Genomic DNA, 22,145 nt, shown 5'->3' on the forward strand with positions numbered 1-22,145 from the left:
CGCTAGAATGCGCGCGCTAAGGCTCCTGCACAGGAATCAGCGATGGGCGGCATGTTCTGGCAGCAAACCCTGATCAGTCTCAAACCCCGCGCGCGTGGTTTTCATCTGATCAGTGCCGAGGTCGAGCAGGCGCTGCCCGAACTGGCGCGCTGCCGTGTCGGCCTGCTGCACTTGTGGCTGCAGCACACCTCGGCCTCGCTGACGGTCAACGAGAATGCCGATCCGGCGGTGCGTCGTGACTTCGAACGCTTCTTCAACCGTCTCGTTCCGCAGGATATGGCGGGCTACGAGCATCAGGATGAAGGACCGGATGATCTGCCGGCGCACTTCAAGTCCAGTCTGCTCGGCGTCAGCCTGCAGCTGCCGGTTCGTGAAGGCCGTCTGGCGCTGGGCACCTGGCAGGGTATCTACCTGGGTGAGCATCGCGACCACGCGGGAGCGCGCCGGCTGGTGGCGACCTTGCAGGGCGAGTCTTTCTGAATTTTTTCTGGCAACGCGAAGATTGCGCGCGGCTGGGCTATAACTAACGTGCTTTTCGCTAGGCAAGAGGTTGAACATGAGCGACGAAGAACTGGAACAGGACGAACTGGAAGGTACCGAGGACGAGGACGGCGAGGACCTGGGCGCCGCGGCCGACGAGGATGAGGCCGACGAAAGCGACGGTGAAGCCACGCCTGCCTCATCCGGCAAGAAAGCCAAGGCGGCGGTAGAGGAGGAAGAACTGCCTTCCATCGAAGCCAAGCAGAAGGATCGCGATGCTCTGGCGCGGGCCATGGAAGAGTTCCTTGCCCGTGGCGGCAAGGTGCAGGAGGTCGAACCCAATGTGGTTGCTGACCCGCCCAAGAAGCCGGACAGCAAATACGGCAGCCGCCCCATCTGAGGTGGCACCATGAAAAAGCCCGCCAACCGGCGGGCTTTTTCATGGTCGCGTTTCAGCGCCAGCCGCGCAGCAGGTCAGGCAGCTCGGCGAGACTGCGCACCTCGGCATGAGGACGCGTAGCCTCGCCCCAGGCATTCCCCTGCGGGTTGAACCAGATGGCGCGAAAGCCGGCCGCGAGGGCGCCGGCAATGTCATCGCCGGGATGGTCGCCGATATGGGCAGCCTGTACGGCCTCGACCCCGGCATGGGCGAGGGCGGCGGCAAAGGGTTCGCTGGCCGGCTTGCCGATGCCCACTTGCTCGGCGCTGACGGCAAAGCGGAAGTAGTCGGCCAGGCCCAGGCGCTGTACATCGGCATTGCCGTTGGTGATCACGCCGAGGATGAACTGGTTGGCCAGGTGCTCCAGCGTGGCATGCACGTCGGGAAAGAAATCCACTTCGTGGCGCGCGGCGAGGAATACCTGAAAGCCGCCTTCGGCCAGATGCGCCGCCTCGGCGTCCGGGTAGCCGGCTTCCAGCAGGGCCTGCAGGAGAATCCTCCGGCGCAGCTCGCTGAGGCGGTGCTTGAGTGCCGGTTCAGCTGCCAGCTGGCGGGCACGGATGGCCCACAGGTGCTCGATGGGGATTGGGCCGAGACGCGGTGCCTCGCGCGCCAGCCAGTCGCGCAGGCGCGCTTCGGCGTTGTGCATCACCGGGGCGACGTCCCACAGGGTGTCATCGAGGTCGAAGGTGACCAGCTTGAGGCTCATTCGCTGTCGCTCCCGCTGCGGCGTTTGGCCCGAGGGTGGGCACTGTCGTAGACCTTGGCCAGATGTTGGAAATCGAGGTGGGTATAGATCTGCGTGGTGGCGATATCGGCGTGGCCGAGCAGCTCCTGCACTGCGCGCAGGTCCTGGGAGGATTCCAGCATATGGCTGGCGAAACTGTGCCGCAGCATGTGCGGGTGCAGGTGCTGGCCAAGCTCTCGCACGCCGGCGGCACGTACCCGCAGCTGGATGGCGCGGGGCGTCAGGCGCTTGCCCTGACGGCTGATGAACAGTGCCGGGTCCTGCGGATTGGCCTGGGCACGCAGCGGCAGCCAGGCGCGGATGGCCTCGCGCGCCTGACGCCCAACCGGCACCTCGCGGGTCTTGCTGCCCTTGCCCAGTACCCGAACCAGGCCTGCTGCCAGGTCGAGAGCGGGCAGATCGAGGCTGACCAGTTCGGCCAGACGCAGGCCCGAGGAGTAGAACAGTTCCAGCAGCGCCTGGTCGCGGCGGGCAATGAAATCATCCTCGACACCGCCATCGAGCAGCTGCTGCGCGCGATCAGCATCCAGGGCACGCGGCAGGCGGCGCTCGCTCTTGGGCGGGCTCAGGCCGTTGGCCGGGTCGTGGCGGCACAGACCTTCACGCAGCAGGTACTGGTACAGCCCGCGTACCGCCGAGAGCAGGCGGCCCAGGCTGCGTCCGGAGAGCCCCAACTGATGCAGGCGGGCGATCATCCGGCGCAGGCGCGCGCTGTCCAGCTCATTCCAGCTACGCAGGCCATCCTGCTCGGCCAGCGGCAGCAGCTTGAGCAGGTCGCGCTGATAGGCGGCCAGGGTATGCGGGGAAACCTGGCGTTCGCGGCGCAGGTGTTCGAGGTAGGCGTCGAGGGCTTCGCGCACGGCGCGTTAGCGCACCGAACGCAGCGGGTTGGCGAAGCGTGGCAGAACGCGGGCGATGACCTCAGCCAGGTAGGCGAGGAACAGGGTGCCCAGGCTGCTCTTGTAGTGCTGCGGGTCGCTGCTGCCGATGGCCAGCACACCGTGCAGGCCCTGATGAGTCAGGCTGACCACGGCGGCCGAGCCGATCTGTGCGGCATCGTCATCGCCGAACAGGAAGCTCAGTTCGTTGGGGCGCAGCACGCCACACACGGTCTTGCCGCCGGCGAGGAGTCCGCCGATGGCCTGATGCGCTTCCGCGCTGCTGACGCAGCGGCCGACGGGCAGGCCGTTGTCGCTGAACAGGATCAGGCTGACGAAGGGCACCTGGAACTCATGGCGCAGGCTGTCCTCCACCGCGCTGACCACTTCGTCGAGGCTGTTGGCATCGAGCAGGGCCAGCACCAGACGGCGGGTCTTGTCGAACAGGCGGTCGTTGTCGCGGGCCACGTCCATCAGCTGCGACAGGCGATGGCGCATCTCGATGTTGCGCTCGCGCAGCAGTTTGACCTGGCGCTCCACCAGAGAAATCGCCTCTCCGGGCTGGTGCGGGATGCGCAGCTCGGTGATCAGTTCTTCGTGATCGACGAAGAATTCCGGATGGCGACGCAGGTAGGCTGCGACCTGTTCGCTATCCAGCTCGGCGGATTCCTGATGGTGTTCGCTCATAGACGGATCTGACCTTCGTACACGCGGACGGCGGGTCCGGTCATCATAACCGGCTGCCCTGCGCCTGCCCACTCGATGGACAGCTTGCCACCGGGCAGCTCCAGTTGCACGGGTGAATCCATCCAGCCCTGGCGAATCGCCGCCACGGCGGCGGCGCAGGCGCCGGTGCCGCAGGCCTGGGTTTCGCCGGCGCCACGCTCCCACACCCGCAGGCGGGCCTGATGGCGGTCGAGAACCTGTAGGAAACCGACATTGACCCGCTGCGGGAAGCGCGGATGGTGCTCCAGCTTTGGCCCCAGGCTGTGCACCGGCGCGCTGTCGACGCTGTCGACACGCAGCACGGCATGCGGGTTGCCCATGGATACTGCAGCCAGCTCAACCAGCTGACCGTCGACCTCCACCGGGTAGCTCAGGGCTTCGGCGTCGGCCTGGAAGGGGATGACGGCCGGCGCCAGGCGCGGAGCACCCATGTCCACGCAGACCTGGCCGTCCGGGCGCAGGTTGAGCTCGATGACGCCACTCTTGGTTTCCACGCGGATGCATTTCTTGGTGGTCAGGCGCTTGTCCATGACGAAGCGCGCGAAGCAGCGCGCGCCGTTGCCGCATTGCTCCACTTCCGAACCGTCGGCGTTGAAGATGCGGTAGCGGAAGTCCACGTCCGGGCTGGTCGGCGCCTCGACGATCAGCAGCTGGTCGAAACCGACACCGGTGTGCCGGTCGCCCCACTGCTTGGCGTGCTTGGGCTGGATGTGCGCGTGCTGGCTGATCAGGTCGAGGACCATGAAGTCGTTGCCCAGGCCGTGCATCTTGGTAAAGCGCAGCAGCATGATCGTCTACTCCGGCAGCAGGCTTTCGCCGGCATAGAGCTCCTCGAGCGTCTCGCGACGGCGTACTTCGAAGGCCTGTTCGCCATCCACCAGCACCTCGGCGGCGCGGCCGCGGGTGTTGTAGTTGGAACTCATGACGAAGCCGTAGGCACCGGCCGAGCACACGGCCAGCAGGTCGCCTTCTTCGAGCACCAGCTCGCGGCTCTTGGCCAGGAAGTCGCCGGTTTCGCAGATCGGGCCGACCAGGTCGTAGGTGCGGGCTTCACCTTCGCGCGGGCTGACCGGCACCACGTCCATCCAGGCCTGGTACAGCGCCGGGCGGATCAGGTCGTTCATCGCCGCATCGATGATGGCGAAGTCCTTGTGCTCGGTGTGCTTGAGGTATTCCACGCGGGTCAGGAGCACGCCGGCGTTGGCCACGATGGAGCGGCCCGGCTCGAACACCAGTGCCAGATTGCGCCCGGCAATGCGCTCGCGCACGGCGGCGATGTAGTCACCGGCCAGCGGCGGGGTTTCGTCCTTGTAGCGCACGCCGAGGCCGCCACCGAGGTCGAGGTGCTCGATGCGGATACCGCGGGCGGCCAGACGGTCGATCAGCGCCAGCAGACGGTCGAGGGCGTCGAGGAAGGGCGGCAGGCTGGTCAGCTGAGAGCCGATATGGCAGTCGACACCGACCACCTTGAGGTTCGGCAGCTCGGCGGCGCGGGCATAAACGGCTTCCGCGTCGGCGATGGCGATGCCGAACTTGTTTTCCTTGAGGCCGGTGGAGATATACGGGTGGGTGCCGGCATCGACGTCCGGGTTGACCCGCAGGGAGATCGCGGCAACCTTGCCCAGCTCGGCGGCCACGACCTGCAGGCGTTCCAGCTCGACGGTGGATTCGACGTTGAAACAGTGCACGCCGACTTCCAGCGCGCGGCGCATGTCGTCACGGCTCTTGCCGACACCGGAGAATACGATCCGCTCAGGCTGACCGCCGGCGGCCAGTACCCGCTCCAGCTCGCCGCGCGAAACGATATCGAAACCGGCGCCCAGACGGGCCAGCACATTCAGCACGCCGAGGTTGGAGTTGGCCTTGACGGCAAAGCACACCAGATGCGGGATGCCAGTCAGGGCATCGGCATAGGCGCGGTACTGCGCCTCGATATGGGCGCGCGAGTAAACGTAGGTCGGCGTGCCGAAGCGCTCGGCAATGGCGGACAGGGCCACGCCTTCCGCGAACAGCTGGCCGTCGCGGCGGGAGAAAGCTTCCATGATTACCCCTTAGAGAAAGACGTCTTTGTCGCGTTCTTTGACGGCGTCTTGGTCATCCGGATGGTACAGCGGACCTTTCTGACCGCAGCCGGTCAGGGCGCCGGCGAGGACGACGAGGGCGAGGAAGGGAAGCAGCAGGCGCTTCATGGCGTAATCCTTTGCATAATCGAGAATGGCCCGGAGTATACCGGCCCCCCGGCGCCTTGCCTATGCGCTGCCAGCCCCGTCCGGCGGGCCTTTGGCGGGGGATGACTGCCCAGGCCGGGCCTGCTTGTGGCAGGCTGTCGGCGCTTGAATCAACGAGGAGTGGATATGCAGCCGTTGGCGACACTGGCCAGCTCGGTTTCCGTGGCGTACCTGCAGGGGCTGGTCGACTATCTCGCGCGCCTGGGGATCGAGCCGGCGCAGCTGCTGGCGCTGGCCCAGCTGAGCCCGGAAATTCTGGCCCAGCGCGACCAGCGCATTGCCGCCAGCACCTACTTGGATCTGCTCGGCCAGGGCGTACGCCTGAGTGGCGACGACTGCCTCGGGCTGCACCTGGGCGAAGCCATCCGCCCCGGTTACTACGGTGTGCTCGGTTATTTGATCATGAGCTGCCCGACGCTGGCCGATGCGCTGCACCGGCAGGCCCGTTACGCTGCGCTGGTGGGCAATCTGGGGCATATCGAGCTGGAGGACTGGCCCCAGGGTGACAGCCCTGAACCGCTGGTGGTGCATCGCTGGACGCCGCTGCTGCCGCAGCAGCAACGGCAGATCGCCGAGGAGACGCTGGCCGGCTGGGTGACCTTCGGCCGCTGGGTCACTGGCCTCGACGAGCCACCGCTGCAAGTGCACTTCCAGCATACGGCACCGGCCGATACCCGTGAGCACCAGCGTCTGTTCCGCTGCCCGGTAAAGTTTGCCCAAGCGCAGAATGCCCTGATCTTCCCCAAGCGCCTGCTGACCCTACCGCTGGGGCAGGCCGATGCGCAGGTGCGGCTGATGCTGGATGCCTACGCGGACCGCCGGCTGAGTGAGATCGAGCAGGGCCATAGCGTGCTCGACCGCGCCCGCGCGCTGCTGGCGCGGCAGTTGCCGGAGCAGGGCCTTGAGCTTGAACAACTGGCGGCACAGCTGGCGCTGAGCCCGCGCACCCTGCAGCGGCGCCTGCGCGAGGCGGGCCTGTCGTTCAGTCAGCTGGTCGATGAAACCCGCCAGCAACTGGTGCTGCACTACCTGCGCGATCCGGCACTGGAACTGGCCGATATCGCCTTCCTGGTCGGCTTCAGCGAAGCCGGCTCGCTGGCCCGTGCCTTCCGCCGCTGGACCGGGCAGACACCGGCCGAATACCGACGGCAGCACAATTGAGCGTGCCAAAGCGCGCCGGCTTGGGGATACTGAGCAGCTAATCAACCTGCCGATGCAGGCAACATTTTGAGGGTGCGGTAATGAGTTTGAGTGAAGCGCGGTTCCATGATCTGGTCGATGCCACCCAGCAGGCGATCGAGGATGTGCTGGATGACTGCGATCTGGATATCGATCTGGAGAACAGTGCAGGCGTGCTCACCGTGCGCTTCGAGAATGGCAGCCAGCTGATCTTCAGTCGTCAGGAACCGCTGCGCCAGCTGTGGGTGGCGGCGCGCTCCGGTGGTTTCCATTTCGACTACGACGCCGAGACCCAGCGCTGGCTGTGCGACAGCAATGACGAGCCGCTGGGTGAGCTGCTGCTGCGCGTCACCGCCGAGCAGGCTGGTGAAGCCATTGAGTTCGAAGACCTCTGACGCCTCGCCCGGGCCGGCGGCCGCCGGCCCGGCCTCGCCCTGCGTGCGCCAGTGCTGTCTGGATGCGCAGGACATCTGCCTCGGCTGCGGCCGCAGCCTCAGTGAAATCCTCGAATGGGGCCCAGCCGATGCGGCGCGGCGCCATGCCATCTGCGCCGCTGCGCAGACCCGGCGGCAGTCGCGGGGTGTGCGCTGACCCGGCAGTCTTGCTTATTGCGCCGTCTGTGGTACGGTCACAAACCTGACCAGTTGTTCAGCAAACCCCGCCTTCGGGCGGGGTTTTCTTTTTGTCATGAGGAGTACCGTACACGCCATGAGTCTCAACCCGCCGATTACCATCACACGTCTCGACCTGCAGCGCTTGGAGCGCCTGCTCGACAGCCTGGAGGACTTCGGCCCGAGTGCCCTTGCTCTGGAAACGGAGCTGGCGCGGGCCCAGGTGGTGGGCCACAACGAGGTGCCGGCCGGCGTGGTGACGATGAATTCGCGGGTGCATTGCCGTGAGGAAAGCAGCGGTAAGGATTACCACCTGACCCTGGTGTTCCCGGAGGACGCCGGCGCGGAGGGGCGTGTGTCGATTCTGGCTCCGGTGGGCTGCGCGCTGCTCGGCCTGTCAGTGGGTCAGCAGATCGACTGGCCGGGGCCGGCCGGCAAGCCGCTGCGTCTGACCCTGCTGGCAGTGGAGTATCAGCCCGAGGCGGCTGGTGCCTATCAGCACTGAGCCGGATCAGGCTTCCTGCAGTGCCCGATTCAGCGCCTGCTCAAGCTCTGCCTTGTGGCGCAGGTAGTGAAGCGTCTCTACTGTTTCTCCGCCCGGTGTAGCGGAAAGGTCAAGGTCGGTGATGTAGCAGGGATAGCGTTGGCCGCCTGCCCGCTGGGCGAGAATGTGCCGGGCTACTGCCGGGAACAGCCCTGCACCGTATTCCAGCTCAGAAAACTCACGGTGGTTACAGTACAGCGTGACGTGCCGCCGGCCACCGGCGCTCTGCTCGATGATTGCCTGCACCGGATAAAACGGCTGGCGCTCCGCTTGTTGCGGTGTGCTACGACGCTCCAGGGAGCGTGCGCGCCCTGGCAGAGGGGGCAGCAGCTCGTAGTAGCGCAGTTCTAGAGGCTGTCCTGGCAGGTCGCTGAGTGATTTCAGCGCACTCTGGCGTTGCTGCACCGAGCTGAGAAAACGCTGCAGCGGGGTCAGCAGGCTCTGCTCATCGCGAAAGGGCAGGCGCTGGCGCCACAGTGCATTGCGCTCATCCAGCACATGCAGTTCGGCTTCGTCGCCATCGCGGCGATAGAACACCTGCACGCAGCCGGGACGCCCCTGCGGCAGGATGAGCGCCAGGTCCTCGCCCTCCAAGGCGTGGCGGTCCAGGGCCAGCGGGCTGAAATCGCTCTGTTCCTCGCCCAGCAGGCTGATCAGGGCGGCGATGCCGTTGACCGCCTGGTAGCTGACCTGACCGGGAGTGAGGTCGAACAGGTAGAAGCGCTGCTGAATCTGCAGGAGGAAACGGCTGCGCCCGCTGCTCTGACAAGCGATGACTTCCTGGAACAGTTCCTCGACCCGACGGGCGATGGCTGGGGCGCGGTTGCGACAGAAACAGCGGACCTGCAAGCGCGGCGCCGGGCCGCTGGCCGGCAGGGCATTGAGGTAGTCGCGCAGGCTGTCGAGCAGGGCATTGTCGTTGTCGTAGCGGCTGACCAGCAGCTCGTTCCAGCTGTTCAGGCAGACCTGATCCAGGCTCAGTACCAGATTTTCCCGCAGGCCGGCGTAGCCCAGCGAGTCGGTGCGCTCGCTGGTCATGTGGATGTTCTGCTGGCTGTGCTGACGCAGCGGGTCGAGGCCGACGTTGACCAGCAGCAGCACCTCGCTCGGCCGGCTCGGCTCCAGCAGTGCCTGGTCGTCCACCTCCGGCAGCGGCAGGGCAAAGCTGTGCTGCAGGCTGCCCAGCAGGTTGGACAGTTCGAAGTCGTTGAGGTCGCTCTCGCCGGGCTGGATGGCGATCCGCGAGCTGTTGTCGATCACGCCGTTGCGCTGGGCCCAGGCCAGCAGCTCGATCAGGTGGCGGCTGCGCTTGAGCGGCGAGTGATCCTGCCATTCGCTGCCGGCCAGGCTGCCGGCAAACAGGGCCCATTGCTGTTCCTGATCATCCTCGGAGTTCGGGCACTGCACCAGGCTGAGCAGCTCCTCGGCCAGGTCCGGGGCGATGCCGGGGTTGATGAATTCGACCTTGCCGGCCTTGCGCTCGAAGGCGGCGTACAGGCGCCGGCCGAGGATGCCCATGTCGCGGCCGCTCAGCGGGCTGCTGACCTGCAGCTGGCGTGCGAACTGGGCGAGGAAGCGGTAGGTGTAGGTCAGCTCGTTGACCAGGGCGCGGCGTTCACTCTGTACCTGGCGGACCTTCCAGCTGTCGCGGGCATCCAGGCGTTCCCACTGGCGCTGATCCCAGTGCCAGTCGGCGGTCAGACGCTCCAGCAGCAGGCGTTGCCAGCTTTTCTTGCGGTTGCGCGGCGGCTTGCTGAGCTTCTTGCCGACCTTCAGGTACAGGCAGCGGCGCACCAGCTCCAGGCGTTCCTGCTCGCCGCGCTGGCTGAGGTATTCCTCCAGACGGCGGTAAATGACCATGTACGGATCGAGTTCGTCGGCATCCAGCTGGTTGGCGAATACCGCCTCCTTGAAGCGCAGCGACAGGCAGCGGGTGTTGGGGTATTCGCTGGCGTAGACCTCGGTCAGCAGCAGCTTGAGCACCGACTTGAACGGTGAGTGGATGCCCTTGAACAGCTGCCACATGCCGGCGCCGATGAATTCGCTGGGCGGAATGTGGGCCAGGTGGCCCAGATCGATGACCTCGTCGGCGCGGACGAAACGTTTGCTCAGCAGGGTCTGGGTGAACTCGGCATAACGCGCCTCGTCCTTGACCGGCACCAGCCACCACAGGGGCGTGCGCCCGCCGAGCCAGATCGCCGTGCGGTAGAACTCGTCGAGCAGCAGGTAATGCTGGGTGGTGCCGCAGTCGTCGGAGGTGAGTCTGGCCTCGCGATCCTCGCGGCTGAAAGTGCCGGGGTTGATCAGGAAGCAGTGCAGCTCGGCCCCCTGACCGGTGGCCCAGACCTCCAGTTGCTGGCATTTGCGCTGCAGTTCGGCGATTTCCGCGGCGGACAGGTCCGGCGAATGGCAGACCCACAGATCGAGGTCGCTCTGCTCGGCCTGGGCCACGGTGCCCAGGCTGCCCATGAGGAAGAGTGCCTGGATTGGCTGTGGCGGGTTGCCACGGCGCGGCTTGTAGCTGAACGAGCGGGTCAGGCGCTGGGCTTCGGCGAGCAGGTCGTCGTCTGGTTCGAAACCGCTGAGACCTGCCGGGGTATTAACCGACACATAGCCCGGTAGCAGTGGATGATTGACGTGAAACAGCAGTGGCAGCAGGCGCAAGACCAGCTGTTGACGGGTTGATAGAGCGCTGCTGGCGCGCTGCAGCCGGGTCTGGTTGAGACTAAGGAAACGACCGCGCAGGCGTGCCAGTTCCTTGCGGTCGATACCTTCGTCAATATCCAGATGGATGTGCGGGTGGCGGATCATGAACTGCATTCCATCCGGCGCGGGTCGGGCTCCGTGATATCGCCCGTCTACTGAGTGGCTTTAGGGTTTGGAGTTGAGGATGGTCAGCAGGGCCTGGGCGTGCTCGGCGGCGTCCAGTCCGAGGCTGGTCAGATAGCCGCCATCGGCGGCGCTGATCAGACCTTTCTGGTGGAGGCGGGTGACGGCGCCGATCGCTTTGGAGTTGGCATTGTTATGTACCTTGAGGCCTTCCTGATGGTTGTCCAGGTTATACAAGGCCAGCAGTTCCAGTTCGGCGATCATTTCGGGAGTAAACGTCATGGGTGCCTCCACGGCAGGGATGAGGGCGCGGCGTACTGACCGCTGTACTCAGTCTAGGCGCAGGCGACGATCGCCGCCTAGTGGTTGGCTGCCGCACTGTCCGCATGGCGCCAGAGTCTGATGATCTCGTCGTAGCGCCCGTTGCGGCGAATCTCCCGCATGCCTTCGTCGAACCTGGTCAGCAGTTGCTCGGCCTGCGGGTGGCGGCGAGAGAAACTCAGGTGCAGTTCGGCGCGGTGGGCCAGATAGACCGGCGTGAACAGATTGGCCAGCTCGGGCTGGTCGCGGAACAGTTGTTCGCTGGTGCCGCGAAAGGCGATGACATGGTCGACCCGGCCGCGCTCCAGCATGCGGAAGCCGAACAGGTCCTGACGCACCGCGACGCGCACCAGCCCGGAGTAGCCATCGAAGGCGGGGCCGTATTCGTAGCCGATGGTGACGGCGACCCTTTTGTCCTGCAGGTCGCCGAGACCCTTGAGGGGCACTGCTTTTTCGCGACGGCTCCAGATCAGGATGTCGTCGGTAAACAGGGGTTCTGTGGACAAGCGGTAGATTCTGCGGGTTTCCGGTGTGGGAGTGGTATTGAAACAGCCGGCGAGGACACCTTTTTGTGTCAGGTGCATGCAACGTGAGTAGGGGTAGGTGATCAGCTCGACCGGGGTGTTGCTGGCGGTGAAGGCGGCGCGGACGATGTCCACAGCCATGCCGCCTAAGCGTCCCTCGCGCACGCCCGAGTAAGGATACCAGTCGTCTTCTGCACCAATCTGCGGTACCTCTGCAGCCTGCGTAGCGGTCACCAGCAGAAGCGACAGCAGCAGGTAGAGAGATCGCCGCAGCATGCTCAGGCCTCGTCAGGCAGCGTAGGCAAGGCGCGCAGCGCCTGTTCATACCAGGCTAGATCGAAGGGGCGGTCAGCCTCGAGCATGGCGCTGACCTCAAAGGCCAGTACCTGAGCCATGAGCTCCAGCGCTTCTTCGGCGGGGTAGCCGACCAGCGTCAGCTTGTTGAAGGTGGCGCGGGCGGCCGGCGGGCTGTCGGCGTCGATCTGGTTTTGCACGGCCTCGATGAGGCGCTCAGCGGCAAAGTCTTCGTCGTCTTGCGGCTCGTTGATCGGGGTGGCTTCGGTCACGCTGGAGGATTCCTGCTCAAGTTGGCAGAGCCGGCAGTCGCCGGCATCGCCCTGATTGGTTTCACGGTAGCGCACGGTGCGGTGCGCTGAGTGGCGGTCGGCGTCAAAGGCAAAGCGGGGCCGCTCGGTCATGTCACCTCCGACACTCTTACAGAACTACCCAGTCAGTCTGCCACAGACAGGGTGTCCGGAGCAGGTATCTCATAATAGCGATCGGTCAGTTGCTTGCCGTGGCGGCGGCTCAGCAATGTGCGCAGGGTTCCGTCTTCAAGCATGGCGCGGATATGTCGCTCCAGATGCCGTCGCTCGCCTAGCGTCAGGCTCAGACGAGACAGGTACGCGCCGGTGGGCAGGGCATCGGCTTCCGGCAGACGGATCAGCTGGAGGTGGTCATGTAGACCGAGGCTGTCGACTTCCTTCTGGTAGAGCCCCGCCGGCATCAGGGTGCCGTCGAGTCGCCCGGCCATGAGGCGGACGAAAACGTTATGCGCATCGGGCGACAGACTCAGCCGTTCTGGTGGCAGCCGGGCCAGCCGGTTGTCCAGTACCGGTCCGTTGACATGGCCGCGCACCATGCCCAGCTGCAAGGCCGGGTCATCCAGAAAGGCGTCGAGGCTGTTGATGTGTGGGGCCAGCTCGCGGCGGATCAGCAGATCGCTGCGGGTCTTGAAGTACTCGACGAAACGCGCCAGATGGTCACGATCCGGGGTGCGCACGGTCGGGGTGATCAGGTCCACCTCGTGCCGCTCCAGCAGATACCAGGCGCGGGCCCGTGGCATGGGGTCGATCCGGAAGCGACAGCCGCTGCGCCGGCTCAGCTCGGCATAGAAGTCGATGGAGGAGCCGGTCGGCTGCCCCTGCTTGTCCAGATAGTAGCTGTAGCCAATGGGCGAGACGCCCACGCGATACTCGCGGCTGCAGGGCACCTCGGCAAGGGCCGGGGCGCCCTGCAGGAGCAGGGCGAGCAGGACGAGGCGGCGCAGTGCAATGCCTCCCGGGGGACGGGGCGAGATCAGCGTTGCGCCAGCAGTTGCCGGCCGCGGGCCACGGCAGCGCGTACCTGGTTCGGCGCGGTGCCGCCGATGTGGTCACGGGCGTTGACTGAGCCTTCCAGGGTCAGCACGGCGAACACGTCATCGGTGATCTGGTCGCTGAACTGGCGCAGCTCGTCCAGGCTCATTTCTGCCAGGTCCTTGCCAGTCTGCACGCCGTATTTCACCGCGTGGCCGACGATCTCGTGGCAGTCGCGGAAGGGCAGGCCCTTGCGTACCAGGTAGTCGGCGAGGTCGGTAGCGGTGGAGAAGCCGCGACGGGCCGCCTCGCGCATGATGTCCTTCTTCGGCTTGATCGCCGGGACCATGTCGGCGAAGGCACGCAGGCTGTCGCGCAGGGTGTCGGCGGCGTCGAACAGCGGCTCCTTGTCTTCCTGGTTGTCCTTGTTGTAGGCCAGTGGCTGGCCCTTCATCAGGGTCAGCAGGCCAGTCAGGGCGCCGAACACGCGGCCGGATTTGCCGCGTACCAGCTCCGGTACGTCCGGGTTCTTCTTCTGCGGCATGATCGAGGAGCCGGTGCAGAAGCGATCCGGTAGGTCGATGAACTGGAACTGCGCGGAGGTCCACAGCACCAGCTCTTCGGAGAAGCGCGACAGGTGCATCATCGCCAAGGAGGCAGCGGCGCAGAATTCGATGGCGAAGTCGCGGTCCGACACGCCGTCCAGCGAGTTGCCGCCGACCTGATCGAAGCCCAGCAGTTCGGCGGTGATCTCGCGGGCAATCGGGTAGGTGGTGCCGGCCAGCGCGGCCGAGCCCAACGGCATGCGGTTGACCCGCTTGCGGCAGTCGACCAGGCGCTCGTAGTCGCGGCTGAGCATTTCGAACCAGGCCAGCAGATGGTGGCCGAAGGTCACCGGCTGGGCGGTCTGCAGGTGGGTGAAGCCGGGCATGATGGTGTCCGCTTCGGCTTCGGCCAGGCTCAGCAGGCCCTGCTGCAGGCGGGTGATCTCGGCGAGGATGATGTCGATTTCGTCGCGCAGCCACAGGCGGATGTCGGTGGCCACCTGATCGTTGCGGCTACGTCCGGTGTGCAGCTTCTTGCCGGTGATGCCGATGCGGTCGGTCAGACGAGCCTCGATATTCATGTGCACGTCTTCCAGGTCGACGCGCCAGTCGAACTGGCCCGCTTCGATCTCGCCCTGGATCTGCTTGAGGCCCGCCTCGATGGCATCGCGCTCGTCCGCGGTCAGCACGCCGACCTTGGCCAGCATGGTCGCATGGGCGATCGAGCCCATGATGTCGTGGCGGTACAGGCGCTTGTCGAAATCGACGGAAGCGGTGAAGCGGGCAACGAAGGCGTCGACGGGCTCGCTGAAGCGGCCGCCCCAGGACTGGTTGGTTTTTTCAGTGCTCATGGCTGGCTCGTAGTGGGGCAGGCTGGCGCCTGCAGAACGACAAATTGTGTCGATAATAACAGGGTCGTGGCCTTGCCTGCTGCCTTTGCCTGGCAGCGCGGGGACGGGGTCGGCGTCACACTTTGCCGGTATGGGCTGCCGTTCACCGGTGGTTTTTGCCCGATCGGCACTCATACCGCTTGTCGGCTGGCTGTGTGCCGGGGAAACTCCATCCATGTTCAAGCCATGGCTCAAGCCGGCGTCTAAGCCGGCGATCGACGACGATTTCTTCCTTCCCGAACTGTGCGAGTCGGAGGCGTTGTTCGCCTTGATTCTGCTGGCCGAGCTGCTGGTGCTGGTGCTGGTGCTGGCCGAGCCGATGCTGCCGGACTTCGACTGGGTGCGCCTGGCGCTGACCTCGCTGTTCGTGCAGTGGATCGTGCTGCTCTCGGCCGCCTGCATGTGCCGGCTGCGCCCGCTGCTGGCCCAGCTCCGGCCCTGGCTGGCGGGCTGCCTGTGCAGCGCGCTGGTGGTGGTGCTGACCCTGGCCTGCACCCTGGTGGCCGATTACTACGATCTGGGCGGGCCACTGCCGCGCAGTGGCGAGGTCAACCTGTACCTGCGCCATGCGCTGATTGCGCTAATCATGTCGGCATTGTTGCTGCGCTACTTCTACCTGCAGAGCCAGTGGCGCCGTCAGGAGCAGGCCGAGCTGCGTGCGCGTATCGAGTCGCTGCAGGCGCGCATCCGCCCGCATTTCCTGTTCAACAGCCTGAACAGCATCGCCAGTCTGGTGGTGGTGGATCCGTACAAGGCCGAGCAGGCCGTGCTCGATCTGTCCGATCTGTTCCGCGCCAGCCTGGCGAAGCCCGGCACCCTGGTGCCCTGGTGCGACGAATTGGCGCTGGCCCGGCGTTATCTGTCGATCGAACAGTACCGTCTGGGTGACCGTTTGCAGATGGAGTGGCAGGTGGAGGGAGTGCCCGACGACCTGCCGATTCCCCAACTGACCCTGCAACCCTTGCTGGAAAATGCGCTGATCTACGGTATCCAGCCGCGTATCGAGGGCGGTCTGGTGCGGGTTGAGGGGGAGTATCGCAATGGCGTGTTCAGTCTCTGCGTGAGCAATCCCTATGACGAGGCCGGCGATAGCCAGCCTTCGCGCGGGACGCATCAGGCGTTAGGGAATATTGAAGCGCGACTGACGGCACTTTTCGGCGCGGCAGCTACTCTGAGTGCAGAGCGCCGTGACGGACGGCACTTCACCTGTCTACGCTATCCTTGTGAAAGACTCTCGCAGGAAGCCCGAGCGTTATGAATGTCCTGATAGTCGATGACGAACCATTAGCCCGTGAGCGCCTGGCCCGCATGGTGGCCGAGCTTGAGGGTTGCCGAGTGCTCGAACCCTCGGCCAGCAACGGCGAAGAAGCGCTGGCGCTGATCGACAGCCTCAAGCCCGACGTGGTGTTGCTGGATATCCGCATGCCGGGGCTGGATGGCCTGCAGGTGGCTGCCAAGCTGTGCGAGCGCGATGCGCCGCCGGCAGTGATCTTCTGCACCGCCCACGACGAATTTGCCCTGGAAGCCTTCCAGGTCAGTGCGGTGGGCTATCTGGTCAAGCCGGTTCGCCCGGAAGCGCTGCGCGAGGCACTGAAAAAGGCCGAGCGACCCAACCGGGTGCAGCTGGCCGCGTTGACCAAGCCGCCCACCGTCGGTGGCAGCGGGCCGCGCAGCCATATCAGTGCGCGCACACGCAAAGGCATCGAGCTGATTCCGTTGGATCAGGTGATGTTCTTCATCGCCGATCACAAGTACGTCACCCTGCGTCACGAGGGTGGCGAGGTGCTGCTGGATGAGCCGCTCAAGGCGCTGGAGGATGAGTTCGGTGAGCGCTTCGTGCGCATTCACCGCAATGCGCTGGTTTCGCGCGAGCGCATCGAGCGGCTGCAGCGGACTCCGCTGGGGCACTTCCAGCTGTTCCTGCGGGGCATGGAGAGCGAAGCGCTGACGGTTAGTCGCCGGCATGTGGCGGGTGTGCGTAAGTTGATGCATCACCTCTGACCGTCGCTGCGGTGCCTTTCCATTGACTTCCGGCGGGTGCACCACCCGCCGGGCTGTCTTATCATGCCGGCGTTCATTCGTATCGAGAGCCGTCATGTCTTCCCGCGAAATCCGCATTGCTACCCGCAAGAGTGCCCTGGCCCTGTGGCAGGCCGAATACGTCAAGGCTTGCCTGGAGCAGGCCCATCCCGGTCTGCGCGTGAGTCTGGTGCCGATGGTCAGCCGCGGCGACAAGCTGCTCGATGCGCCGCTGGCGAAAATCGGCGGCAAGGGGCTGTTCGTCAAGGAGCTTGAAACCGCTCTGCTGGAGAACGAAGCCGACATCGCCGTGCATTCCATGAAGGACGTACCGATGGACTTCCCCGAAGGCCTCGGTCTGTTCTGCATCTGTGAGCGTGAAGACCCGCGTGATGCTTTCGTTTCCAACACCTTTGCCAGCCTCGACGAACTGCCGGCCGGCAGTGTGGTTGGCACTTCCAGCCTGCGCCGTCAGGCCCAGCTGCTGGCGCGTCGCCCGGACCTGAAAATCCAGTTCCTGCGTGGCAACGTCAACACCCGCCTGGCCAAGCTGGATGCCGGCGAGTACGACGCCATCATCCTCGCCGCTGCTGGCCTGATTCGCCTGGGTTTTGCCGAGCGCATCCGTTCCTCGATCAGTGTCGATGACAGCCTGCCGGCCGGTGGTCAGGGCGCGGTCGGCATTGAATGCCGCACGGCTGATGCCGAGATTCATGCCCTGCTGGCACCCTTGCACCACCGTGAGACTGCACTGCGGGTGATCGCCGAGCGGGCGCTGAACAAGCACCTCAACGGCGGCTGCCAGGTGCCGATTGCCTGCTACGCGATTCTGGAAGATGAGCAGCTGTGGCTGCGTGGGCTGGTTGGCCAGCCCGATGGTGGCTGCCTGCTGCGCGCCGAAGCCCGTGCGGCGGCGGCGGATGCCGAAGCCCTGGGTGTGCAGGTGGCCGAAGCGCTGCTGGCGCAGGGCGCCGACGATATCCTGCACGCGGTCTATGGCGAGGCCGGGCATCCGTGACCTGGCGGCTGCTGATCACCCGACCGGTCGAGGAGTGTGCGGCGCTGGCCGCCACCCTGGCCGAGCATGGGGTGTTCAGCAGCGCCATGCCGTTGCTGGCGATCGAGCCGCTGGCCGAGACGGCCGAGCGCGTGCCACTTTCCATGAGCTGTCGCGCTACAGCGCGGTGATCGTGGTCAGCAAACCGGCCGCGCGCCTGGGGCTGGAGCTGCTGAGCCGCTACTGGCCAGAGCCGCCGGCCTTGCCCTGGTTTGCCGTCGGCGCGGCCACCGGCCAGTTGCTGCACAACTATGGTGTGGATGCCTTCTGGCCGGCGAGCGGCGACGATAGCGAGGCATTGCTGGCCCTGCCTGAGCTGCAGCAAGCGCTGCAGGTGACTGATCCCCATGTGCTGATTCTGCGCGGCGAGACTGGCCGAGACTTCCTCGCCGAGTGCTTGCGCGGCCAAGGCGTCACGGTTGACTATCTGCCACTCTATCGTCGTGCGCAGCCGTTCTATGCGCCCGGCGAGGTGCTGGAGCGGGTGCGCGGGCAGCGTCTCAACGGCCTGCAGGTCAGCAGTGGTGAAGGGTTGGAGCGTCTGCGCGAACTGGCCGCCGATGACTGGCGCGAGCTGCAGCACATGCCGCTGTTTGTGCCCAGCCCGCGGGTCGCCGAACTGGCCCGTCAGGCCGGCGCCACTGATGTGATTGATTGCCGGGGCGCCAGCGCGCCGGCCCTGCTGGCGGCGCTCGATTCCCGGCCCGCCCCCTAGCAGGCTGTTGAAAAAACAAGCAGCTCTCGACGAGCAAAGGATGGATACGTGAGCGACGCAGTTTCTACCTCTGTCGAACAACCGGCGGCCGCCGCGCCCAGCGAGAAACCCCAGCCGGCTCCGGCGCCTGCTGCCGCCAAACGGGGTAACGGTCTTGCCCTGCTCGCCCTGCTGGTGGCCGCGGCGGCGGGTGGCGTGGCGGGCTGGTCGCTCCTCCAGCAGCAGGAGCAGCAAGCGCGTGAGCAGTTGCTGATCAAACAACTCAACGAGGCGACCGGCGCCACGCAGAGCCTGGCGCAACGTGACCAGCAGCTGCAGGCCCGTCTGACCGAGCTGCCAACCCCGGCCCAGCTGGAGGAGCGTCAGCGTCTGCTGGCCACGGTGCAGGGCGAGCAGCAGGTGCTGGCCGAGCGTCTCGACCGCCTGCTGGGCGAGAGCCGCGAACACTGGCGTCTGGCCGAAGCCGAGCACCTGCTGCGACTGGCCACTCTGCGTCTGAAAGCCCTGCAGGACATCAACAGCGCCGAAGCGCTGGTCAAGGCGGCCGACGATATTCTCCGCGAGCAGGATGATCCGGCGTCGTTCGCCGCCCGCGAGCAACTGGCGCTGAGTCTGGAGGCGCTGCGCAGCCTGCCCAAGCCCGACCGTACGGGGCTGTTCCTGCAACTGGCGGCCCTGCGCGAGCAGGTCGGTGGCGTACAGAGCCTGCGTCCGCAGTTCGAAAAGGGCGCCGCGGATAACCTCAACCTGCTGTCTGAAGGGGATGGGCAGAGCTGGTGGGCGGATGTCTGGGAAACCCTCTCGCCGTACTTCCGCATCGAATTCAATGCCGCCCAGAGTGTGCGCCCGCAACTCACTGGTCAGGGGCTGGCTCAGGTTCAGCTGAGCATTTCGCTGGCGCTGGAGCAGGCGCAGTGGGCGGCGTTGAACGCTCAGCAGGACATCTATGCCAATGCTCTGAAGCAGGCCGAGCAGAACCTGACCACCTACTTCAACCTGGATACCCCGCAGAGCCAGGCCCTGCTGGCGCGCATTCAGGCTCTGGGTACTCAGCCGGTCGCCGTGGTGGTGCCCGATCTCGATCCGGCCCTGGCCGCGCTGCAGACCTACCTGCGCCGGCATGACAGCATCAACGCCCAGCCCGTGCCGGAAACACCCGCTGCGCCAGTGCAAGAGGAGCCAGCGCCATGATCCTGCGCGTTGTGCTGTTGCTGGTGCTGCTGGCCGCCGCCGGGTCCTGGCTGTATTTCTTCGTCGAAACTCCCGAGCCCGGCTATGTGCTGATTGCCTTCGAAGGCTTTCGTTTCGAGTCGAGCCTGTGGTTCACCCTCGCCCTGCTGGTTTCGCTTTGGCTGTTGTGGCGGCTGAGCTGGTGGCTGGTGAGTCTGCTCGGCGCTTCCGGGCGGGTCATCAATCCCTGGTCGCGGCGCAACAACCAGCGCCGCGTGCAGCAGGCAGCCGAGCAGGGCATGCTCGATCTGGCAGAAGGGCGCTGGGCGCGGGCCCTGCGTCACCTGCAGCGCGCCGCCGAGGGCGAGGCGCGTCCGCTGATGCATTACCTGGGTGCGGCGCGTGCCGCGCACAAGCTGGGGCAGGTCGAGGAGAGCGAGCGTCTGCTGGAGCGGGCGCTGGAGCGTCAGCCCAAGGCGGAACTGGCCATTGCTCTGGCGCATGCCGAGATGCAGCAGTCCCGTGGTGAGTTGCAGGGTGCTCTGGAGACTCTGGAGGTCATGGCCAAGCGTCATCCGCTGCACCGTCAGGTGCTGCGCCACCTGTTGCAGGTGCAGCAGCAGCGGGGTGACTGGTCCGCGCTGCTCGGTCTGCTGCCCGAGTTGCGCAAGGCCAAGGTGCTGGCGGCAGAAGAGCTGGACCGTCTGGAACTGCAGGTTTGGCAGGGCCGTCTGCGCGCTGCCGGCAGCGAGGGACTTGCTACGCGCGACAGCCAGGCGCTGCAGCGTACCTGGCAGCAACTCAGCAAAGCCCAGCGCGAGCAGGCCGAGCTGGTGGTGGTGTATGCCGAGCAACTGCAGCAACTGGGGGGCGAGGCCGAGGCCGAGGAGGCGCTGCGCGCGGTGCTTAAGCGCGGTTTCCGGCGCGACCTGCTGGGCCTGTTCGGCAGCCTGCGTGGCCGCGACCCAGCGCGCCAGCTGCAACTGGCCGAAGGCTGGCTCAAGGACAATCCCGGCGATGCCGCTTTGCTGCTCTGTCTCGGCCGTCTGTGTCTGCAGTGCCAGCTGTGGGGCAAGGCGCGCGAGTACTTCGAGAGCAGTCTGAGCTTTGCCCGCACCGCCGAAACCTGTGCCGAGCTGGGGCGCCTGCTGACCCATCTGGGTGAGACTGAGCGCAGCAACCAGTTGCTCCAGGAGAGCGTGCAATTGCTCGAGCAGCACCTGCCCGCCCTGCCCATGCCCGTGCAGCACGGCTGAAACTCTGGCGACACAAGGCGGTCTATCTGCGATCAGCGCCCGCGCGTCCTGGTTGTGCCAGGCTCGCTTGAAAGGGGCGGGCGCTTTCCTCTACCGTAGCCGCCTCTTTTACCCATAGGTGTTGTCATGCCGCTGGCCAGTCCCCGCAATCTGTTTGCTCTTGCCTTCCTTGCCTGCGTTGCCATGATGGGCGCGGCGCTGTATCTGGAGCATGTGCTGGGCCAGGAGCCCTGCCCGCTGTGCATCGTGCAGCGCATCCTGCTGATCGCCTTCGGTCTGGTCTGCCTGTTGGCTGCTATCCATAACCCGGGGCGCGGCGGGCGCATGGGCTATGCCGGCGTTGCCGGACTGTTCGCCTTGTGCGGCGCCGCCACTGCCGGCCGGCAGATCTGGCTGCAGACCGTGCCGGCCGATCAGTTGCCCGCCTGCCTGCCGAGCCTCGACTACATGCTGCAGGCCTTTCCCTTCCAGGAAATCATCCGCGTGGTGCTGCATGGCAGTGCCGACTGCGCAGAAGTTAACTGGACCCTGTTCGGCCTCAGCATTCCGGAGCTGAGTCTGCTCGGCTTTGTCGTCTGCATTGGCCTGGCGCTCTACCAGGGGCTGCGCCGCAGCTGATGCGCAAGCGGCGCAGGGCCTCGCTTCCGGGCTCTTGCGCCATGCCTTGCCGCTGGGGGATTAAGCTCTGGCGCGCCGCGCGGGACGTCCCCGCCAGCGCCTCCGGCAATTAAACGCTCGTATGAAAGCCGCGCTTGCTGGCGTTATGCCACGGGCATAATCTGGCTTTGCGCGCCGCGGGCCTCACCCCTGCCAAGATAAAAACCTATCCGCAGCGCCTTCCCATCCGCAGTGCCGTGACAGGAGTGTTCACGGCGGGGATCAATAACGAGAACTTCATAGGGAAGAGAATCGTCATGCTTGATAGTTGTCAAAATGCCCAGGAACGCTGGGGTGGTGTACACCTGCTGATCGACCGCTGGTTGCGCGAGCGCCACGAGCTGATCACCGCCTTTGAGGCATTGCATGCTGAAGTGCCGGCACCCAAGGCGCACAGCGCTGAGCTGATCGGTTTCTGCCAGATCCTCGTCGATTACGTGTCGGCAGGTCATTTCGAGGTGTACGAGCAACTGATGGCCGAGGCCCGTGCCTTTGGTGATCAGCGTGGCCTGGAGCTGGCCAAACAGATCTACCCGCGCATCGAAGCCATCACCGAGGCCGCGCTGGCCTTCAATGATCGTTGCGACAACGGTGACAGCCGTGAAGGCGAATGCCTCAGCACCGAGCTGAAACGTCTGGGCCAGTTGCTGCATGAACGCTTCGAGCTGGAAGACTGCCTGATCGAAGTGCTGCATACCGCGCACAGCAGCCAGGTCGCCCAGCCGGTGTGATGGTTCGGCCCGGTGTCTGCC

Annotated in this window: 25 protein-coding genes and 1 pseudogene; 14 read left to right on the forward strand and 12 right to left on the reverse strand. The window is 65.6% G+C overall.

Annotated elements, in window-relative coordinates; all coding sequences use genetic code 11:
• Positions 1 to 51 precede the first annotated feature (51 nt).
• Both CK486_RS07575 and sutA read left to right on the forward strand, forming a co-directional pair.
• Complete coding sequence (locus tag CK486_RS07575) at positions 52 to 480, forward strand: secondary thiamine-phosphate synthase enzyme YjbQ (protein ID WP_095939996.1); 429 nt, start codon at positions 52 to 54, stop codon at positions 478 to 480.
• A gap of 76 nt (positions 481 to 556) precedes the next feature.
• Positions 557 to 880, forward strand: a complete 324-nt coding sequence (gene sutA, locus CK486_RS07580) for a transcriptional regulator SutA (RefSeq protein ID WP_095939690.1) — start codon at positions 557 to 559, stop codon at positions 878 to 880.
• A 52-nt stretch (positions 881 to 932) separates the two neighbouring features.
• Here sutA and CK486_RS07585 read toward each other — a convergent pair whose 3' ends face one another.
• From CK486_RS07585 to CK486_RS07610, 6 genes are read right to left on the reverse strand one after another with little or no spacing between them, the layout of a single operon-like run.
• The gene (locus CK486_RS07585; RefSeq protein ID WP_095939691.1) at positions 933 to 1,628 is read right to left on the reverse strand and encodes an HAD family hydrolase; all 696 of its coding nucleotides are present in this window, start codon (positions 1,626 to 1,628) and stop codon (positions 933 to 935) included.
• Complete coding sequence (gene xerC, locus CK486_RS07590) at positions 1,625 to 2,527, reverse strand: tyrosine recombinase XerC (protein WP_095939692.1); 903 nt, start codon at positions 2,525 to 2,527, stop codon at positions 1,625 to 1,627. Before xerC ends, CK486_RS07585 begins: the two co-directional genes overlap by 4 nt.
• A 6-nt stretch (positions 2,528 to 2,533) precedes the next feature.
• Complete coding sequence (locus CK486_RS07595) at positions 2,534 to 3,232, reverse strand: DUF484 family protein (RefSeq protein ID WP_095939693.1); 699 nt, start codon at positions 3,230 to 3,232, stop codon at positions 2,534 to 2,536.
• Positions 3,229 to 4,059, reverse strand: coding sequence for a diaminopimelate epimerase (dapF, locus tag CK486_RS07600; RefSeq protein ID WP_095939694.1), 831 nt, complete (start codon positions 4,057 to 4,059; stop codon positions 3,229 to 3,231). The genes CK486_RS07595 and dapF overlap by 4 nt, the downstream gene beginning before the upstream one ends.
• Positions 4,060 to 4,065: 6 nt before the next feature.
• Positions 4,066 to 5,313 carry a diaminopimelate decarboxylase gene (gene lysA / locus CK486_RS07605; RefSeq protein ID WP_095939695.1) on the reverse strand — a complete coding sequence of 416 codons (1,248 nt, stop codon included), beginning with the start codon at positions 5,311 to 5,313 and terminating at the stop codon, positions 4,066 to 4,068.
• Between the two features lie 9 nt (positions 5,314 to 5,322).
• Positions 5,323 to 5,460, reverse strand: coding sequence for a lipoprotein (locus CK486_RS07610; protein ID WP_095939696.1), 138 nt, complete (start codon positions 5,458 to 5,460; stop codon positions 5,323 to 5,325).
• A 165-nt stretch (positions 5,461 to 5,625) separates the two neighbouring features.
• On the opposite strand from CK486_RS07610, the gene CK486_RS07615 reads away from it, so the two are divergent.
• The 4 genes from CK486_RS07615 (at position 5,626) to rnk (ending at position 7,794) form a co-directional block, all read left to right on the forward strand.
• Complete coding sequence (locus tag CK486_RS07615) at positions 5,626 to 6,660, forward strand: AraC family transcriptional regulator (RefSeq protein ID WP_095939697.1); 1,035 nt, start codon at positions 5,626 to 5,628, stop codon at positions 6,658 to 6,660.
• An 80-nt stretch (positions 6,661 to 6,740) separates the two neighbouring features.
• On the forward strand, positions 6,741 to 7,073 hold the full coding sequence (gene cyaY, locus CK486_RS07620; protein ID WP_095939698.1) for an iron donor protein CyaY: 333 nt from the start codon (positions 6,741 to 6,743) through the stop codon (positions 7,071 to 7,073).
• Positions 7,045 to 7,269, forward strand: coding sequence for a DUF1289 domain-containing protein (locus CK486_RS07625; RefSeq protein WP_256574383.1), 225 nt, complete (start codon positions 7,045 to 7,047; stop codon positions 7,267 to 7,269). The genes cyaY and CK486_RS07625 overlap by 29 nt, the downstream gene beginning before the upstream one ends.
• A gap of 117 nt (positions 7,270 to 7,386) precedes the next feature.
• Entirely contained in the window at positions 7,387 to 7,794 is a 408-nt protein-coding gene (gene rnk / locus CK486_RS07630) for a nucleoside diphosphate kinase regulator (RefSeq protein ID WP_095939700.1), read from the forward strand.
• A gap of 6 nt (positions 7,795 to 7,800) precedes the next feature.
• Here the strand turns inward: rnk and CK486_RS07635 are convergent, their stop codons facing one another.
• From CK486_RS07635 to argH, 6 genes are all read right to left on the reverse strand, one after another.
• Positions 7,801 to 10,644 carry a class I adenylate cyclase gene (locus CK486_RS07635; RefSeq protein ID WP_095939997.1) on the reverse strand — a complete coding sequence of 948 codons (2,844 nt, stop codon included), beginning with the start codon at positions 10,642 to 10,644 and terminating at the stop codon, positions 7,801 to 7,803.
• 60 nt (positions 10,645 to 10,704) lie between these two features.
• On the reverse strand, positions 10,705 to 10,944 hold the full coding sequence (locus tag CK486_RS07640; RefSeq protein WP_095939701.1) for a TIGR02647 family protein: 240 nt from the start codon (positions 10,942 to 10,944) through the stop codon (positions 10,705 to 10,707).
• Positions 10,945 to 11,021: 77 nt separating this feature from the next.
• Positions 11,022 to 11,783 carry an ABC transporter substrate-binding protein gene (locus CK486_RS07645; protein WP_095939702.1) on the reverse strand — a complete coding sequence of 254 codons (762 nt, stop codon included), beginning with the start codon at positions 11,781 to 11,783 and terminating at the stop codon, positions 11,022 to 11,024.
• A gap of 2 nt (positions 11,784 to 11,785) precedes the next feature.
• Positions 11,786 to 12,205 carry a hypothetical protein gene (locus tag CK486_RS07650; RefSeq protein ID WP_256574384.1) on the reverse strand — a complete coding sequence of 140 codons (420 nt, stop codon included), beginning with the start codon at positions 12,203 to 12,205 and terminating at the stop codon, positions 11,786 to 11,788.
• A 32-nt stretch (positions 12,206 to 12,237) separates the two neighbouring features.
• On the reverse strand, positions 12,238 to 12,975 hold the full coding sequence (locus tag CK486_RS07655; RefSeq protein WP_176481669.1) for an ABC transporter substrate-binding protein: 738 nt from the start codon (positions 12,973 to 12,975) through the stop codon (positions 12,238 to 12,240).
• 110 nt (positions 12,976 to 13,085) lie between these two features.
• On the reverse strand, positions 13,086 to 14,480 hold the full coding sequence (gene argH, locus CK486_RS07660) for an argininosuccinate lyase (protein ID WP_095939704.1): 1,395 nt from the start codon (positions 14,478 to 14,480) through the stop codon (positions 13,086 to 13,088).
• Between the two features lie 214 nt (positions 14,481 to 14,694).
• On the opposite strand from argH, the gene CK486_RS07665 reads away from it, so the two are divergent.
• From CK486_RS07665 to rsd, 8 genes and pseudogenes are all read left to right on the forward strand, one after another.
• A complete protein-coding gene (locus tag CK486_RS07665) occupies positions 14,695 to 15,777 on the forward strand; it encodes a sensor histidine kinase (RefSeq protein ID WP_095939705.1) in 1,083 nt (360 codons plus the stop codon).
• A complete protein-coding gene (locus CK486_RS07670; RefSeq protein ID WP_095939706.1) occupies positions 15,774 to 16,520 on the forward strand; it encodes a LytTR family DNA-binding domain-containing protein in 747 nt (248 codons plus the stop codon). Before CK486_RS07665 ends, CK486_RS07670 begins: the two co-directional genes overlap by 4 nt.
• A 94-nt stretch (positions 16,521 to 16,614) precedes the next feature.
• A complete protein-coding gene (gene hemC / locus CK486_RS07675) occupies positions 16,615 to 17,556 on the forward strand; it encodes a hydroxymethylbilane synthase (RefSeq protein WP_095939707.1) in 942 nt (313 codons plus the stop codon).
• Positions 17,553 to 18,310, forward strand: a pseudogene (locus CK486_RS07680) (uroporphyrinogen-III synthase). Before hemC ends, CK486_RS07680 begins: the two are co-directional and overlap by 4 nt.
• Positions 18,311 to 18,358: 48 nt before the next feature.
• Positions 18,359 to 19,501, forward strand: coding sequence for a uroporphyrinogen-III C-methyltransferase (locus CK486_RS07685; RefSeq protein WP_095939708.1), 1,143 nt, complete (start codon positions 18,359 to 18,361; stop codon positions 19,499 to 19,501).
• Positions 19,498 to 20,736: a heme biosynthesis HemY N-terminal domain-containing protein gene (locus CK486_RS07690; protein ID WP_176481670.1), complete on the forward strand. Its 1,239-nt coding sequence runs from the start codon at positions 19,498 to 19,500 to the stop codon at positions 20,734 to 20,736. The genes CK486_RS07685 and CK486_RS07690 overlap by 4 nt, the downstream gene beginning before the upstream one ends.
• A 126-nt stretch (positions 20,737 to 20,862) precedes the next feature.
• Positions 20,863 to 21,354, forward strand: a complete 492-nt coding sequence (locus CK486_RS07695) for a disulfide bond formation protein B (protein WP_095939709.1) — start codon at positions 20,863 to 20,865, stop codon at positions 21,352 to 21,354.
• A gap of 296 nt (positions 21,355 to 21,650) precedes the next feature.
• Positions 21,651 to 22,124 carry a sigma D regulator gene (gene rsd / locus CK486_RS07700; protein ID WP_095939710.1) on the forward strand — a complete coding sequence of 158 codons (474 nt, stop codon included), beginning with the start codon at positions 21,651 to 21,653 and terminating at the stop codon, positions 22,122 to 22,124.
• Positions 22,125 to 22,145 lie beyond the last annotated feature (21 nt).

Origin of the sequence: Pseudomonas sp. HAR-UPW-AIA-41, assembly GCF_002304225.1 — a bacterium.
Taxonomy (GTDB): domain Bacteria; phylum Pseudomonadota; class Gammaproteobacteria; order Pseudomonadales; family Pseudomonadaceae; genus Aquipseudomonas.